At 43.5% G+C, this 12,048-nt stretch carries 25 protein-coding genes; all 25 read left to right on the top strand.

Translation table 11 applies throughout. The annotated features are described in order from the left end of the window. Nucleotides 1-3 precede the first annotated feature (3 nt). Nucleotides 4-843 (top strand): 50S ribosomal protein L2, encoded by an 840-nt coding sequence (gene rplB, locus GM182_RS05495; protein ID WP_449186113.1) that lies wholly within the window; start codon nucleotides 4-6, stop codon nucleotides 841-843. A gap of 33 nt (nucleotides 844-876) precedes the next feature. Then, nucleotides 877-1,164 carry a 30S ribosomal protein S19 gene (rpsS, locus tag GM182_RS05490; RefSeq protein WP_449187292.1) on the top strand — a complete coding sequence of 96 codons (288 nt, stop codon included), beginning with the start codon at nucleotides 877-879 and terminating at the stop codon, nucleotides 1,162-1,164. Nucleotides 1,165-1,175: 11 nt separating this feature from the next. After that, nucleotides 1,176-1,571 carry a 50S ribosomal protein L22 gene (rplV, locus tag GM182_RS05485; protein ID WP_449186112.1) on the top strand — a complete coding sequence of 132 codons (396 nt, stop codon included), beginning with the start codon at nucleotides 1,176-1,178 and terminating at the stop codon, nucleotides 1,569-1,571. Between the two features lie 16 nt (nucleotides 1,572-1,587). Then, nucleotides 1,588-2,292, top strand: coding sequence for a 30S ribosomal protein S3 (gene rpsC, locus GM182_RS05480; protein WP_449186111.1), 705 nt, complete (start codon nucleotides 1,588-1,590; stop codon nucleotides 2,290-2,292). A gap of 1 nt (nucleotide 2,293) precedes the next feature. Beyond that, nucleotides 2,294-2,716, top strand: a complete 423-nt coding sequence (rplP, locus tag GM182_RS05475; RefSeq protein WP_449186110.1) for a 50S ribosomal protein L16 — start codon at nucleotides 2,294-2,296, stop codon at nucleotides 2,714-2,716. Nucleotides 2,717-2,719: 3 nt separating this feature from the next. Continuing rightward, the gene (gene rpmC, locus GM182_RS05470; protein ID WP_449186109.1) at nucleotides 2,720-2,926 is read left to right on the top strand and encodes a 50S ribosomal protein L29; all 207 of its coding nucleotides are present in this window, start codon (nucleotides 2,720-2,722) and stop codon (nucleotides 2,924-2,926) included. Continuing rightward, a complete protein-coding gene (gene rpsQ, locus GM182_RS05465) occupies nucleotides 2,916-3,281 on the top strand; it encodes a 30S ribosomal protein S17 (protein WP_449186108.1) in 366 nt (121 codons plus the stop codon). Before rpmC ends, rpsQ begins: the two co-directional genes overlap by 11 nt. After that, entirely contained in the window at nucleotides 3,281-3,673 is a 393-nt protein-coding gene (gene rplN / locus GM182_RS05460) for a 50S ribosomal protein L14 (protein WP_449186107.1), read from the top strand. The genes rpsQ and rplN overlap by 1 nt, the downstream gene beginning before the upstream one ends. A 13-nt stretch (nucleotides 3,674-3,686) precedes the next feature. Next, complete coding sequence (rplX, locus tag GM182_RS05455) at nucleotides 3,687-4,010, top strand: 50S ribosomal protein L24 (RefSeq protein ID WP_449186106.1); 324 nt, start codon at nucleotides 3,687-3,689, stop codon at nucleotides 4,008-4,010. 85 nt (nucleotides 4,011-4,095) lie between these two features. Then, nucleotides 4,096-4,632, top strand: coding sequence for a 50S ribosomal protein L5 (gene rplE, locus GM182_RS05450; RefSeq protein ID WP_449187291.1), 537 nt, complete (start codon nucleotides 4,096-4,098; stop codon nucleotides 4,630-4,632). A 14-nt stretch (nucleotides 4,633-4,646) separates the two neighbouring features. Further along, nucleotides 4,647-4,832, top strand: coding sequence for a type Z 30S ribosomal protein S14 (locus tag GM182_RS05445; protein ID WP_449186105.1), 186 nt, complete (start codon nucleotides 4,647-4,649; stop codon nucleotides 4,830-4,832). A gap of 10 nt (nucleotides 4,833-4,842) precedes the next feature. Next, complete coding sequence (rpsH, locus tag GM182_RS05440) at nucleotides 4,843-5,241, top strand: 30S ribosomal protein S8 (RefSeq protein WP_449186104.1); 399 nt, start codon at nucleotides 4,843-4,845, stop codon at nucleotides 5,239-5,241. Nucleotides 5,242-5,254: 13 nt separating this feature from the next. Continuing rightward, entirely contained in the window at nucleotides 5,255-5,797 is a 543-nt protein-coding gene (gene rplF, locus GM182_RS05435) for a 50S ribosomal protein L6 (RefSeq protein WP_449186103.1), read from the top strand. Between the two features lie 16 nt (nucleotides 5,798-5,813). After that, complete coding sequence (gene rplR / locus GM182_RS05430) at nucleotides 5,814-6,182, top strand: 50S ribosomal protein L18 (RefSeq protein ID WP_449186102.1); 369 nt, start codon at nucleotides 5,814-5,816, stop codon at nucleotides 6,180-6,182. A 15-nt stretch (nucleotides 6,183-6,197) separates the two neighbouring features. Further along, nucleotides 6,198-6,698: a 30S ribosomal protein S5 gene (gene rpsE, locus GM182_RS05425; RefSeq protein ID WP_449186101.1), complete on the top strand. Its 501-nt coding sequence runs from the start codon at nucleotides 6,198-6,200 to the stop codon at nucleotides 6,696-6,698. A 15-nt stretch (nucleotides 6,699-6,713) separates the two neighbouring features. Next, the gene (gene rplO / locus GM182_RS05420; RefSeq protein WP_449186100.1) at nucleotides 6,714-7,172 is read left to right on the top strand and encodes a 50S ribosomal protein L15; all 459 of its coding nucleotides are present in this window, start codon (nucleotides 6,714-6,716) and stop codon (nucleotides 7,170-7,172) included. After that, nucleotides 7,165-8,475, top strand: coding sequence for a preprotein translocase subunit SecY (gene secY / locus GM182_RS05415; protein ID WP_449186099.1), 1,311 nt, complete (start codon nucleotides 7,165-7,167; stop codon nucleotides 8,473-8,475). Before rplO ends, secY begins: the two co-directional genes overlap by 8 nt. A gap of 59 nt (nucleotides 8,476-8,534) precedes the next feature. Continuing rightward, nucleotides 8,535-9,152: an adenylate kinase gene (locus tag GM182_RS05410; protein WP_449187290.1), complete on the top strand. Its 618-nt coding sequence runs from the start codon at nucleotides 8,535-8,537 to the stop codon at nucleotides 9,150-9,152. Then, nucleotides 9,149-9,889: a type I methionyl aminopeptidase gene (map, locus tag GM182_RS05405; protein WP_449186098.1), complete on the top strand. Its 741-nt coding sequence runs from the start codon at nucleotides 9,149-9,151 to the stop codon at nucleotides 9,887-9,889. The genes GM182_RS05410 and map overlap by 4 nt, the downstream gene beginning before the upstream one ends. Before the next feature lie 50 nt (nucleotides 9,890-9,939). Next, a complete protein-coding gene (locus tag GM182_RS05400) occupies nucleotides 9,940-10,200 on the top strand; it encodes a KOW domain-containing RNA-binding protein (RefSeq protein WP_449186097.1) in 261 nt (86 codons plus the stop codon). A gap of 1 nt (nucleotide 10,201) precedes the next feature. Beyond that, nucleotides 10,202-10,465, top strand: a complete 264-nt coding sequence (gene infA, locus GM182_RS05395; protein ID WP_449186096.1) for a translation initiation factor IF-1 — start codon at nucleotides 10,202-10,204, stop codon at nucleotides 10,463-10,465. 21 nt (nucleotides 10,466-10,486) lie between these two features. Beyond that, on the top strand, nucleotides 10,487-10,603 hold the full coding sequence (gene rpmJ, locus GM182_RS05390) for a 50S ribosomal protein L36 (RefSeq protein WP_449186095.1): 117 nt from the start codon (nucleotides 10,487-10,489) through the stop codon (nucleotides 10,601-10,603). Nucleotides 10,604-10,621: 18 nt separating this feature from the next. Continuing rightward, the gene (gene rpsM, locus GM182_RS05385) at nucleotides 10,622-11,002 is read left to right on the top strand and encodes a 30S ribosomal protein S13 (RefSeq protein ID WP_449186093.1); all 381 of its coding nucleotides are present in this window, start codon (nucleotides 10,622-10,624) and stop codon (nucleotides 11,000-11,002) included. Nucleotides 11,003-11,019: 17 nt separating this feature from the next. Beyond that, the gene (rpsK, locus tag GM182_RS05380; RefSeq protein WP_449186092.1) at nucleotides 11,020-11,415 is read left to right on the top strand and encodes a 30S ribosomal protein S11; all 396 of its coding nucleotides are present in this window, start codon (nucleotides 11,020-11,022) and stop codon (nucleotides 11,413-11,415) included. 12 nt (nucleotides 11,416-11,427) lie between these two features. Continuing rightward, nucleotides 11,428-12,042, top strand: coding sequence for a 30S ribosomal protein S4 (gene rpsD / locus GM182_RS05375; protein ID WP_449187289.1), 615 nt, complete (start codon nucleotides 11,428-11,430; stop codon nucleotides 12,040-12,042). Nucleotides 12,043-12,048 lie beyond the last annotated feature (6 nt).

Genomic DNA, 12,048 nt, shown 5'->3' with positions numbered 1-12,048 from the left:
GTCATGGGTATAAAGAAGTTTAAGCCAACAACACCAGGTCGTCGCCACATGACAGTTCTGGACTTTTCTGAGATTACAAAGACAGAGCCTGAGAAGTCCTTAGTTGTTACAAAGAAGTCTACTGGTGGTCGTAATAATCAGGGTAAGGTAACCGTTCGCTTCCGTGGAGGAGGCCATAAGAGGAAATATCGTATTATTGACTTCAAGAGAGATAAAGATGGTATCCCTGCAAAGGTTGCAGCTATTGAATATGATCCAAACAGAACTGCATTTATTGCGCTGCTTCACTATGCAGATGGTGAGAAGAGATACATCATTGCCCCCGAGGGTCTCAAGGTTGGAGATACTGTTATATCCGGTCCTGAGGCACCGATCAAGGTTGGTAATGCTCTTCAGCTGAAGGATATTCCTGTTGGTACTGTTATCCACAATATTGAGCTTTATCCCGGTAGGGGTGCACAGCTTGTGCGTGCCGCCGGTACATGGGCTCAGTATATGGGTAAAGATGATACAGGAAAATATGCCATTATAAAGTTGCCTTCTGGTGAAATCAGAAAGATTAATCTGAAATGCAAGGCAACCATAGGTAGAGTTTCCAATCCCGACAATGAAAATATCTCTTTGGGTAAGGCCGGTCGTTCTAGATGGCTCGGTCGTAGACCACATGTCCGTGGTAGTGCCATGAATGCCGTAGATCACCCACATGGTGGTGGTAAGGGTAAGGCACCTATCGGTCACCCAGCACCACTGTCTCCATGGGGTTGGAAGACACTTGGTTGGAAAACCAGAAGAGGACGTAGACCTTCCGATAAGTTTATTGTTAAACGTAGGAAGAGGAAGTAAAGGGGTGATGATAAGGTGGCTAAAATAGAGTGGATTAGAGGCGAACATTATAAGAGAGGTAAGTATACCGATCCTAAGCTTCTGAAAAAGATACGCAAGATGAAAGAGACAGGAGATAAGAAGGTTATAAAGACATGGTCTCGCCGTAGCACTATCACAGAAGAGATGGTAGGCTTTACAATTGCCGTATATAATGGTAGAATGCATATTCCAGTGTATATCACACCACAGATGGTGGGACATAAACTGGGCGAGTTTGCTCCAACCAGGACCTATCGTGGTCATGGTGACAAGAGCGAGCGTAAGACATCTTTAAGGTGAGGTGATCGGGGATGGAATACAAAGTAGCTAAGGCTACAGCCAAATACCTAAGACTTTCTCCGAAAAAGGCTCGCCCCGTCATCGCCCTGATAAGGGGCAAGCAGGTTGATGAGGCACTTGCCATAATGAAATATACGCCTAAAAAGGCAGCAAGGTTGATATATAAGGTTCTTTACTCTGCCATGTCTAACGCTATCAACAACCATGATATGGATAGAGATAGACTGATTGTTCACAGGGCATATGTTGATGAAGGTCCAAGACTAAAGAGACTGAAACCCAGAGCATTTGGTCGTGCCGACATCATGAAGCGTAGACTTAGCCATATCACTGTTGAAGTACGTGAGATGACAGATGAGGAATATGAGAAATTCCTCAGACGCCAGAAAAAGGCAGAGCAGGCCTAAGCGGGAGGTGTGAAAATTGGGACAGAAAACACATCCGTTCGGATTTAGATTGGGAATCCTAAAAGGCTGGAGAAGCCGTTGGATGGTACCACACTATAAGTATCCTGATCTTATTGAAGAGGATTACAAGATAAGAAAGTTCTTTAAGGAAAACTATGACCATGCTGATATTTCTGGCGTGGAGATAGAGCGTGTAGGTAATAAGATGAATATCTTTGTATATACTGCTTTCCCTGGTGTGCTTATTGGTAAGAAGGGTTCTGAGGTTAATAAGATTCGTGAGGGGCTTCAGAAGCTGACAGGTGGTAAATACAAAGAGTTAAATGTATCGATACGCGAGATAAAAGAACCCGATCTGGATGCCCAGTTGGCAGCCCAGAGAATAGCCAAACAGATTGAGCGTCGTGTATCTTATAAGCGCGCTATGAAACAGGCCATGTATAAGGCCATGCGTTCTGGTGCAAAAGGTGTAAAGGTGCTTGTTGCTGGTCGTCTTGGTGGTGCAGAAATTGCCCGTGACGAATGGTTCCTTGACGGCCGCATGCCCCTGTCTACACTCCGTTCTGATATTGATTACGGCTTTGCCGAGGCAGTAACAAAGTATGGTGTTATCGGTGTACATGTATGGATTTATAAAGGTGATGTAACAGACTTTAAGGAGCTTCTGCCTCCAAGGGGTATGGAAATATCTTCTCGTAGAAGAGGAAGGAGGCGTGGTTGATATGTTGATGCCAAAAAGAGTTAAATGGAGAAAGACCCACCTCCCCAGCATAAAGGGAGTAGCAACAAGAGGAAACTTTGTTGCCTTTGGTGACTATGGTATACAGGCTGTTGGTAGAGGTTATCTCTCTGCTCAGACCATAGAGTCTGCTCGTGTTACCATGGTTCGTGCTCTGAAAAAGGGTTCAAAGATTTGGATTAGGGTATTTCCTCACCACCCATGGACCAAGAAGCCTCTTGAGGTGCGTATGGGTGGAGGTAAAGGTGACCCTGAGAAGTGGATTGCACACATTAAGCCTGGTAAGGTACTCTTTGAGTTCTCCGGTGTAGATGAGGAGACAGCAAAAGAGATAGCAAGGCTCGTTGGCTATAAGATACCCTTTGAGGTTCGCCTTATCAAGCGTGACGAGGAAATGGGGGTGTAAGTCATGAAGGCAAGTGAACTTAGAGAAATGACAAATGAAGAGCTTCAGGCTACCCTCAGGGATCTTAGGGAGGAACTTTTTAACCTCCGTTTCCAGCATGCAATGGGTAAGCTGAAGAATACAGCAAGAATTAAGCAGGTAAAGAAGGATATAGCACGTGTTCTCACGGTTCTTGGAGAGCGTGAAAGGGGTGAGAAATATGGCGCGTAAGCGTTTTGTTGGCACAGTTGTGTCCGATAAGATGGATAAGACAAGAGTTGTCGTTGTTGAGAGAAGGGTTCCTCACCCTCTATACAAGAAAGTTATCAAGCGTCGTAGCAAATTCTATGTGCACGATGAGAACAATATCTCCCATGTTGGCGATAAGGTTCTCATTGAAGAGTCTAAACCAATAAGCAAGTTAAAAAGATGGAAACTTGTATCTATAGTTGAGCGTTCTGCTCTTGCCCTTGCTCGTGAGCATCTTAAGGAGCAGGGAGAAGATGTATCTGCAGATGAAGAAGTTGTGGAAAAAGAAGTTGAGGAAATTATTGAAGGTACAACTGAAGAGGGAGGGGATGAGTAATGGTTAGACCCTATTCCCGTCTGAAGATAGCAGACAACTCAGGTGTAAAGGAGATTCAGGTTATCAGGGTTATTGGTAATCTTCAGGACGATGCTCTGAACCCTAATGTCAAGATTTGGGGTACCGTCGGTGATATTGTTGTTGGTTCTGTTAAGGCTGTTATCCCTAACTCTCAGTATGAGGTTGGAGATGTTGTCAAGGCTGTTATCGTGAGAACTGCCAAAGAGGTCCGTCGCGATGATGGTTCTTATGTGAAATTTGACGACAATGCAGCCGTCGTTATTACCAATGACTTTCAGGTCAAGGGTACACGTGTCTTTGGTCCTGTTGCCAGAGAGCTGAGAAAGAAGGGCTTTGCAAGAATCGTGTCCCTTGCTCCAGAGGTTATCTAAGGAGGTGTAGATAATGAAGATCAAAACAGGAGATAAAGTAAAGGTTATTTCCGGCAAAGATAGGGGAAAGGTCGGCACCGTCCTTAGAGCTATACCCAAAGAAAATAAAGTTGTCGTTCAGGGTGTCAATATTGTAAAAAGGGCAATGAGACCTACCCAGAAGAATCCACAGGGTGGCTATATGGAGTTTGAGGCACCAATTTATGTTTCTAAGGTTATGCTCATATGCCCCAGCTGTGGAAAGCCCACACGTGTTGGCTACAAGTTCATTGAGAAGAACGGCAAACGCAAAAAAGTTCGCGTTTGCAAGAAGTGTGGCGCCATCATTGATAAGTAATGGGAGGTAGATAACCGTGGCGTTTGAAAAGAAGATATACAATGACCTTCACAGGAAGTACGAAGAGGAAGTCGTACCTTACCTGATGAAGAAGTTTGGATATAAGAATGTTATGGAAGTCCCCAAGATCGTAAAGATTGTTGTTAATAGGGGTATTGGACAGGAAGTCGTTATGGAAAAGGCCTCCGGTGGCGGCGGTAAGAAGAGTGCCTTTGGTTCAGCTGCCGTTGAGAAGAATGTCAAGGAAATAGAGCTTATCACTAAGCAGAAGCCAATGGTAACCCGTGCCAGAAAGTCTATTCACGGCTTTAAGATTCGTAAGGGTATGCCTGTCGGTGTTATGGTCACACTCAGAAAAGGTAATATGTGGGATTTCCTTGACAGACTTATCAATACAGCTCTTCCAAGAGTGAGAGACTTTAAAGGTCTTAATCCCCGCGGTTTTGATGGAAGAGGAAACTATAACTTTGGTTTGAAAGAGCAGCTCGTGTGGCCAGAAATCCCATATGAGCTGGCAGACAAGCAGAGAGGTATGGACATTACTATAGTGACAACTGCCAAGACCGATGAGGAGGCATACGCTCTGCTTGAGGCACTGGGTGTGCCATTCAAGAAGAAATAAGGAGGTCGATGAGTGTGGCAAGAAAGGCTTTGATAGTAAAAGCACAGAAGGAACCGAAATTTAAGGTTAGAAAATATACAAGATGCCGTATTTGTGGTCGTCCTCGTTCTGTTTATCGTGACTTTGGTCTTTGTCGTATTTGTTTGAGAAAAATGGCCCACCAGGGTCTTATCCCTGGACTAAAGAAAGCATCTTGGTGAGGTGATGGCGATGTTGACAGATCCTATTGGAGATCTTCTCATAAGACTGAAAAATGCAAGTATGAGATATCACGAGAAGGTAGAGGGTATCCCTCATTCTAAGTACAAGATGAATGTGCTTCGTGTTCTTAAGGATGAAGGTTTTATCAACGATTATGAAGAGTATGAGGTAGATGGCAAGAAATACATCAGGGTATTTATGAAGTATGGTCCTAACAAAGAGCGTCTAATCAACGATGTTAAGAGAGTATCTAAACCTGGTCGCCGCCTGTATGTTGACAAGGACAATATACCAAAGGTTATGAATGGCCTTGGTATTGCTATCCTCACAACCAGTAAAGGTGTCCTGTCCGACAAAGAGGCAAGAGAGCTTGGTGTTGGCGGCGAAATTATTGCATATGTGGTCTAAGGGGGGATAGCGAATGTCTCGTATAGGTAAAAAGCCAGTGATAATACCTAAGGGTGTAGAGGTTACTGTTCAGCCTGACAACACAGTAATCGTTAAGGGCCCTAAGGGTACACTGCAGAAGAAGTTTGACCCAAGAATGATTATTAAGGTTGAGGATGGTCAGGTTATTGTGGAAAGACCTAATGATGAGAAAGAGGTTAAGGCTCTTCATGGTACAACAAGGGCTCTTATTAATAATATGGTTATTGGTGTATCCCAAGGTTTTCAGATTAAACTCATCATTAAAGGTGTTGGTTATAGAGCTGATCTGAAGGGTAAGAAACTTGTTATGCGTCTTGGTTTATCTCACGATGTTGAGATCGAGCCACCAGAAGATATTACCATAGAGGTACCAAACCCCGACCAGATTATCATTAAGGGTATTGATAAAGAGAGAGTTGGACAGTTTGCTGCCAACGTCCGTAGATGGAGAATACCTGACCCATATAAGGGTAAAGGTATTTGGTACGAGGGCGAACATAGAGTACTGCGTCCTGGTAAGACCGTTGGTAAGTAATGGGAGGTGAACAGTAGTGTACACACCTGTAAATAGAAAAGAGAAAAGGGTAAAGAGGCATAGAAGGATACGCAAAAGCGTGTTTGGTACCGCAGAACGTCCTCGCATGGCTATATATAAGAGCCTTAAGCATATGTATGTGCAGATAATAAATGACGAGATAGGGCATACCCTTGTTTCTGCAGCTACCAATGAGAAGGCAATACAGGAAGCTATCAAGGGCATGAGCAAAACAGAGCAAGCCAAATATCTCGGCAAAGTTATTGCCGAGCGTGCTCTCGAGAAGGGTATAAAGAAAGTTGTCTTTGATAGAGGCGGCTTTAAGTATCAGGGACGAGTCCAGGCTCTTGCAGAGGCTGCAAGAGAAGCCGGACTTGAGTTCTAAGGAGGTGCTACTGGCGTGGCAAGACCAAGACAGGATAGCGAATTTCAGGAAAAGATAATAGAGATTAAAAGGGTTACCCGTGTTGTTGCCGGAGGTAAGCGTATGAGATTTAGAGTTCTTGTTGCTGTTGGCGATGGCAAGGGTAGAGTTGGTATAGGTCTTGGCAAGGCATCTGAAGTGCCTGATGCTGTTGTTAAGGCTATACAGAAGGCAAAGAAGAATTTAGTAAAGGTACCTATGGCAGGAACAACAATTCCTCATACTGTTGAGGGTAAGCTGAATACATCTCGTATTCTTCTTAAGCCTGCTGTTAGGGGTACCGGTCTTATTGCAGGTAGAACTGTTCGTATGATACTGGAGCTTGCTGGATATCACGATATTATTTCTAAGGCCCAGGGTTCTACCAATGCTACCAATCTCGCATATGCAACAATTAATGCTCTTAAGAATCTCCGTACTCCAGACGAAGTTGCTAAACTCAGGGGTAAAGATGTCAAGGAACTCCTTGAAAGGTAATGGGAGGTGAAGATTATGAGACTTCACGAGCTTGCTCCAGCACCAGGTGCTGTTAGAAGACGCAAGAGAATAGGCCGTGGTATATCCTCCGGCCACGGCAAAACCTCTGGAAGAGGTCATAAGGGACAGAAGGCGCGTTCCGGAGGTGTGAACAAGAGAGGTTTTGAAGGTGGTCAGACACCTTTCTATAAGAGAATTCCGAAGCTGTGGAGGTTTAAAAACTATCCATTCAAGAAGGACTATGTCGTTATCAATGTAGAACTTCTTGAAGAGAGGTTCGAAGACGGTGCCGAGATTACCCCTGAAGTTCTTAAAGAAAGGGGTATTGTCAAGCAGATGAGAGATGGCATTAAACTTCTGGGTAGAGGCGAGGTGACCAAGAAGTTTCACGTCAAGGTGCATGCTATTTCTCAGTCTGCCAAAGAAAAGATAGAGAAAGCCGGAGGCACCGTTGAGGTGATAGACAATGTTTAAGACATTTATATCTGCGTGGAAGATTCCTGAAACACGCAGAAGAATCATCAATACACTGATCTTTATTGCCCTGTTCAGAATAGGTTCTTTCATTCCTATTCCGGGCTTTAAATGGGAAGTGCTGAATCAGGCAGTTCAGAAGAGTGGAGGTCTTAGCGACCTTTTCACTCTTCTGAGTTTCTTCTCTGGTAGTGGTAGAACAAATAATGTGGCTATATTTGCCATGGGTGTTCTGCCATACATCAATGCATCGATTATCATGCAGCTATTAACAGTTGTTATTCCCTCTCTTGAGAGACTTGCCAAAGAAGAGGGTGAAGAGGGAAGAAAGAAGCTGCAAAAATATGTTAGATGGCTGGCCATTGCCCTTGCCCTACTTCAGGGATGGGGACTTGCCAAGCTCTTTGCCAATCAGGGCTTTATCGATAATAACGGCATGACCATTCTCACCACAACACTTGTTCTTACTGCCGGTAGTATGCTTCTTATCTGGCTTGGTGAAGTCTTTACCACTATTGGTATCGGTAATGGTGTGTCTTTGGTTATCTTCATTGGTATTGTTAACTCCTTCTTTGTGGGCATGTATCAATACATTACAGGAGCTGCCGGTGACGTTCAGACATGGATTAAGATTATTCTTGCCATTATTGGTGGTATCGTTGTTATGTACTTTACTATCTACGCATACCTTGCTGAGAGAAGAGTGCCTATCCAGTATGCTAGACAGGTTAGAGGTAGAAGGGTATATGGTGGTCAGTCTACATACCTTCCTATTAGGCTGATTCAGGCTGGTGTGCTTCCTATCATCTTTGCCATGTCTATGCTTTATGCACCTCAGGTTATTCTTCAGATTATTGCCTATGCTAAAAACAATCCTCAGTGGGGGCCACTACTGGGTTGGTATAAATTTGCCAATAGTATTTGGTATTACATCGTTATGTTCTTGCTTGTTGTTTTCTTCACCTACTTCTACAACTCTATTACCTATAACCCAGAAGAAATTGCCGAGAATATCCAGAAGTATGGTGGATATATCCCCGGTATTCGTCCAGGAAAGCCCACAGCCGACTATCTTGCCAAGGTTATCAACACACTTACACTGCCAACAGCCATATTCCTTGGCATCTTGGCAGTACTTCCATATATCATTATGAAGTACATGTTTAGTGGTATGACTACCGCAAGACTGTTCTTCTTCGGTGGTACATCACTACTGATTGTCGTTGGTGTTGCCATCGAGACATATAGGCAAATCGAGTCCTATATTCAGCTTCGTCACTTCAAGGGCTACCTCAACCTCTAATACGGGGTTGAGGCTGCCCTTAATTAATATCTCCTCAGGGGGTGGAGAATGTGAAGAAGATGTATATTCTCTTTGGACCACCGGGGTCTGGTAAGGGGACACAGGCCTCTTTGCTTGTTAAAAACGATGGATTTGCCTGGCTTTCAACTGGCGAGGTGTTCCGTAGAAACATTCGTGAAGGTACACCACTGGGTAAGCAGGTGGAGGCCATTGTTAAAAGTGGTGGACTTGTATCTGATGAGCTTGTTATGGAAATTGTCAAAGATGAGATAGCCAAGATGGGCTATCCGGAAAAACTACTCCTTGATGGGGTTCCCCGAACAGTTAAACAGGCAGAAATTCTTGATGATATTGCTAAGGAGTTTGGATATGAGGTATATAAATTTGTAGAGATCGTTGTACCTGAAGAGGAAGTTATCCGTCGCCTTACCAACAGGTATGTGTGTCCTATTTGTGGTTATGTTAGCAACAAGCCGGGAAAATGCCCCAATGATGGTGCTACTCTTGAAAAGAGAGCGGATGATAACGAAGAAACTGTTCGTAGAAGACTGGAAGAGTATCACAAATATGCCGATCCTGTAATAAATTGGTATAAAAAGAAGGGTATTTACGTGGCTGTGGATGGGGTAGGTTCTATTGAAGAGGTTTACAAGAGATTGAAGGAGGCATTAGAGTGATAGATACAAGTACCCTGAAGGGTATGAGAGAAGCTGGTAAGAGACTTGCTGAGGTATCAGAAATTTTAAAAGAACATATTGCTCCTGGTATTACAGGCAAGGAACTTGATGAAATTGCCGAAAGGGAGATAAAAAAGAGAAATAGCATTCCTGCTTTCAAAGGTTATGGCGGTTTCCCAGCTACTATTTGTTTCTCTGTCAATGAGGTTGTTATTCATGGTATTCCTGGGAATAAGCCACTACTTCCTGGAGATATTGTATCTATAGATATTGGTTTGTCTTATAAAGGTTGGTATGCCGATATGGCATTTACCGTGCCTGTTGGTAAAGTTTCTGAGGAAAAGCAAAAACTCATGGAGGTTACTGAGAAGGCCCTTTATAATGCTATTGCTATTGTCAAAGCAGGTATTCATACAGGTGATATAGGAGAGGTTGTTGAGAAAACTGTGAAACAGGCGGGTTTCTGTGTGCTTCGTGACTATACAGGTCATGGTATTGGTCGTAAGCTTCATATGGAGCCTCCGATTTTTAATTATGGTCAGAAAGGTGTAGGACCTCGTCTAAAAGAAGGTCAATTTATAGCTATCGAACCTATGGTTGTTGCATATGAAGATTGTTCTGTTAAAGTTGCAGATGATGGCTGGACCGTGTATAGTATTTATAAAAAGCCGGCAGCTCATTTTGAGCATACCATTGCAATACTGAAAGATGGTTATGAGATTATGACAAAGATATAGGTTTTAGGTGTGTTTTGCTATTGTATTTATATGGAGGTTGTTGTATAATAGTGCATAGTGCGACGAGTAGTAGGTATAAAGTGGGAGATGTAGTAAAATCAACAGCGGGAAAAGATGTTGGTACGTTTTATGTTGTCGTTGATCGCTGCGGGCGCTTTTTGTATCTTGCTGGACCGAAGTATGGCATGAAGCGCCTAAAGCGAAAAAATATGAAGCATGTTCAGAAAGTGAACATGCATTTGGACAAACTGCTTTTTAAGGAGGTTGATGGCGTGCTGAAAAAACTTAATGAGAGAGGTAGGGTGGCCTGAGGTGGGAAAGGCAAAGAAAAACAAAAAAGCCAAACAGCAGAGCGGCGAGAAGAAAAAAGAATTTTTTGAAATGGAAGGCGTTGTTGTTGAAGCCTTGCCAAATGCCCACTTTAGGGTGAAACTTGACAATGGTATTACGATTATTGCTTATCTTTCAGGGAAAATGCGTATGAACTACATCAGGGTTGTTGAAGGAGATAGGGTGAAAGTAGAGATTTCTCCTTATGACTTGGAGAAAGGCCGTATAACTTACAGGATTGGATAGATTGAAGGGAGGTAGAGGAGTATGAAGGTAAGACCTTCTGTCAAGAAGATTTGCAACAAGTGTCAGATAGTAAGAAGAAAAGGACGTGTTTATGTTATCTGTGAAAATCCTAAGCATAAACAGCGTCAGGGTAAATAATGTAGGAGGTGTTTGATAGTGGCTCGTATAGTTGGTGTAGATTTGCCAAGGAATAAAAGAATCAAATTTGCCCTGCCTTACATTTATGGTATTGGCCGTGCTCGTGCAAAGGAGATTTTAGAGGCTACAGGTATTGACCCAATGAAGAAGGTCAATGAGCTGACAGATGAGGAAATTCAGACTCTTGAGAACTACATAAGAGAGCACTATGTAGTAGAGGGTGATCTCCGTAGAGAGATTGCCATGAATATCCGTCGTCTTATTGAAATTAAATGTTATAGAGGTCTCAGACATAAGATGGGACTTCCTGTTAGGGGCCAGAGAACAAGAACAAATGCTCGTACTCGTAAAGGTCCGAAGAAGACCGTCGCCGGTAAGAAGAAAGCACCTAAGAAGTAAAAGGAGGTAGATGATCTGTGGCTAGGAGAAGAAGAGGCACAACAAAGAAGCGTGCAAGAAGGCAGGTACCATTCGGTATCGCCCATATTCACGCAACTTTCAATAATACAATTATTACCATTACAGACCCTCAGGGTAATACTCTTGCATGGGCAAGTGGTGGTACAGCAGGTTTTAAGGGTACCAGGAAGGGTACTCCTTATGCTGCACAGCTTGCTGCCGAGCAGGCTGCCAAGAAGGTCCAGCAGATGTATGGCATGAAAGAGGTAGAGGTTTGGGTTAAGGGTCCTGGTTCTTCCCGTGAAACGGCTATTCGTGCTATTCAGAGTGCCGGTCTTGAAATTAAGGGTATCCGTGACGTGACACCAATTCCTCACAACGGATGCAGACCACCAAAGCCACGTAGGATGTAAGGAGGGTGATGGATAGTGAGATATACTGGACCTGTATGTAGACTATCTCGTAGAGAAGGTGTGGATTTGGGCCTGAAGAGATGGCGTAGATGTGGTAGGCTCAATAATCCACCTGGTAATAGACCAAAGAAACTTCGTACAAAACCAACTGAGTATGCTATTCGTCTTAGAGAGAAGCAGAAACTGAAAAGAATTTATCAGATATCTGAGACAAAGATGCGTCGCTATTTTGAAAAGGCCACCCGTCAGAGAAAGATGGCCACTGGTGACTATCTTATTCAGCTTCTTGAGCGTAGACTTGACAATGTTATATATCGTATGGGCTTTGCACCAACGAGGAGAATGGCACGTCAAATGGTCACCCATGGTCATGTAAGGGTTAATGGTATAAAGACCAATATTCCTTCTTTCCTTGTTGATGTAGGTGAAGAGATTACTATCTCTTCTAAGATGCTTAATAATCCTGATGTAAAGAAGGTAATGGAGGAAGTCAAGAAGATAGGTGTACCTTCTTGGCTTGAGGTAGACTTTGAGCAGGGTAAGGGTAGAGTAATTGCACTTCCTACAGCAGAGGAAGCCAATCTGCCCGTTAATACACAGCTGATTATTGAGTTCTACTCCCGTTAATGAGGG

The organism is Zhurongbacter thermophilus, assembly GCF_026184435.1.
Taxonomy (GTDB): Bacteria; Coprothermobacterota; Coprothermobacteria; order Coprothermobacterales; family JAADFF01; genus JAADFF01.
This window is presented reverse-complemented; position numbering and strand designations above follow the sequence as displayed.

Bases quoted from the DNA above. Each gene is read 5' to 3' on its own strand.
- rplE (WP_449187291.1), top strand. From the start codon at position 4,096: ATGAAGAAGTTTGGATATAAGAATGTTATGGAAGTCCCCAAGATCGTA.
- rplN (WP_449186107.1), top strand. From the start codon at position 3,281: ATGGTTAGACCCTATTCCCGTCTGAAGATAGCAGACAACTCAGGTGTA.
- rpsQ (WP_449186108.1), top strand. From the start codon at position 2,916: ATGGCGCGTAAGCGTTTTGTTGGCACAGTTGTGTCCGATAAGATGGAT.
- rpmC (WP_449186109.1), top strand. From the start codon at position 2,720: ATGAAGGCAAGTGAACTTAGAGAAATGACAAATGAAGAGCTTCAGGCT.
- rplF (WP_449186103.1), top strand. From the start codon at position 5,255: ATGTCTCGTATAGGTAAAAAGCCAGTGATAATACCTAAGGGTGTAGAG.
- rplV (WP_449186112.1), top strand. From the start codon at position 1,176: ATGGAATACAAAGTAGCTAAGGCTACAGCCAAATACCTAAGACTTTCT.
- rplB (WP_449186113.1), top strand. From the start codon at position 4: ATGGGTATAAAGAAGTTTAAGCCAACAACACCAGGTCGTCGCCACATG.
- rplO (WP_449186100.1), top strand. From the start codon at position 6,714: ATGAGACTTCACGAGCTTGCTCCAGCACCAGGTGCTGTTAGAAGACGC.
- rplP (WP_449186110.1), top strand. From the start codon at position 2,294: ATGTTGATGCCAAAAAGAGTTAAATGGAGAAAGACCCACCTCCCCAGC.
- rpmJ (WP_449186095.1), top strand. From the start codon at position 10,487: ATGAAGGTAAGACCTTCTGTCAAGAAGATTTGCAACAAGTGTCAGATA.
- rpsH (WP_449186104.1), top strand. From the start codon at position 4,843: ATGTTGACAGATCCTATTGGAGATCTTCTCATAAGACTGAAAAATGCA.
- rplX (WP_449186106.1), top strand. From the start codon at position 3,687: ATGAAGATCAAAACAGGAGATAAAGTAAAGGTTATTTCCGGCAAAGAT.
- secY (WP_449186099.1), top strand. From the start codon at position 7,165: ATGTTTAAGACATTTATATCTGCGTGGAAGATTCCTGAAACACGCAGA.
- GM182_RS05410 (WP_449187290.1), top strand. From the start codon at position 8,535: ATGTATATTCTCTTTGGACCACCGGGGTCTGGTAAGGGGACACAGGCC.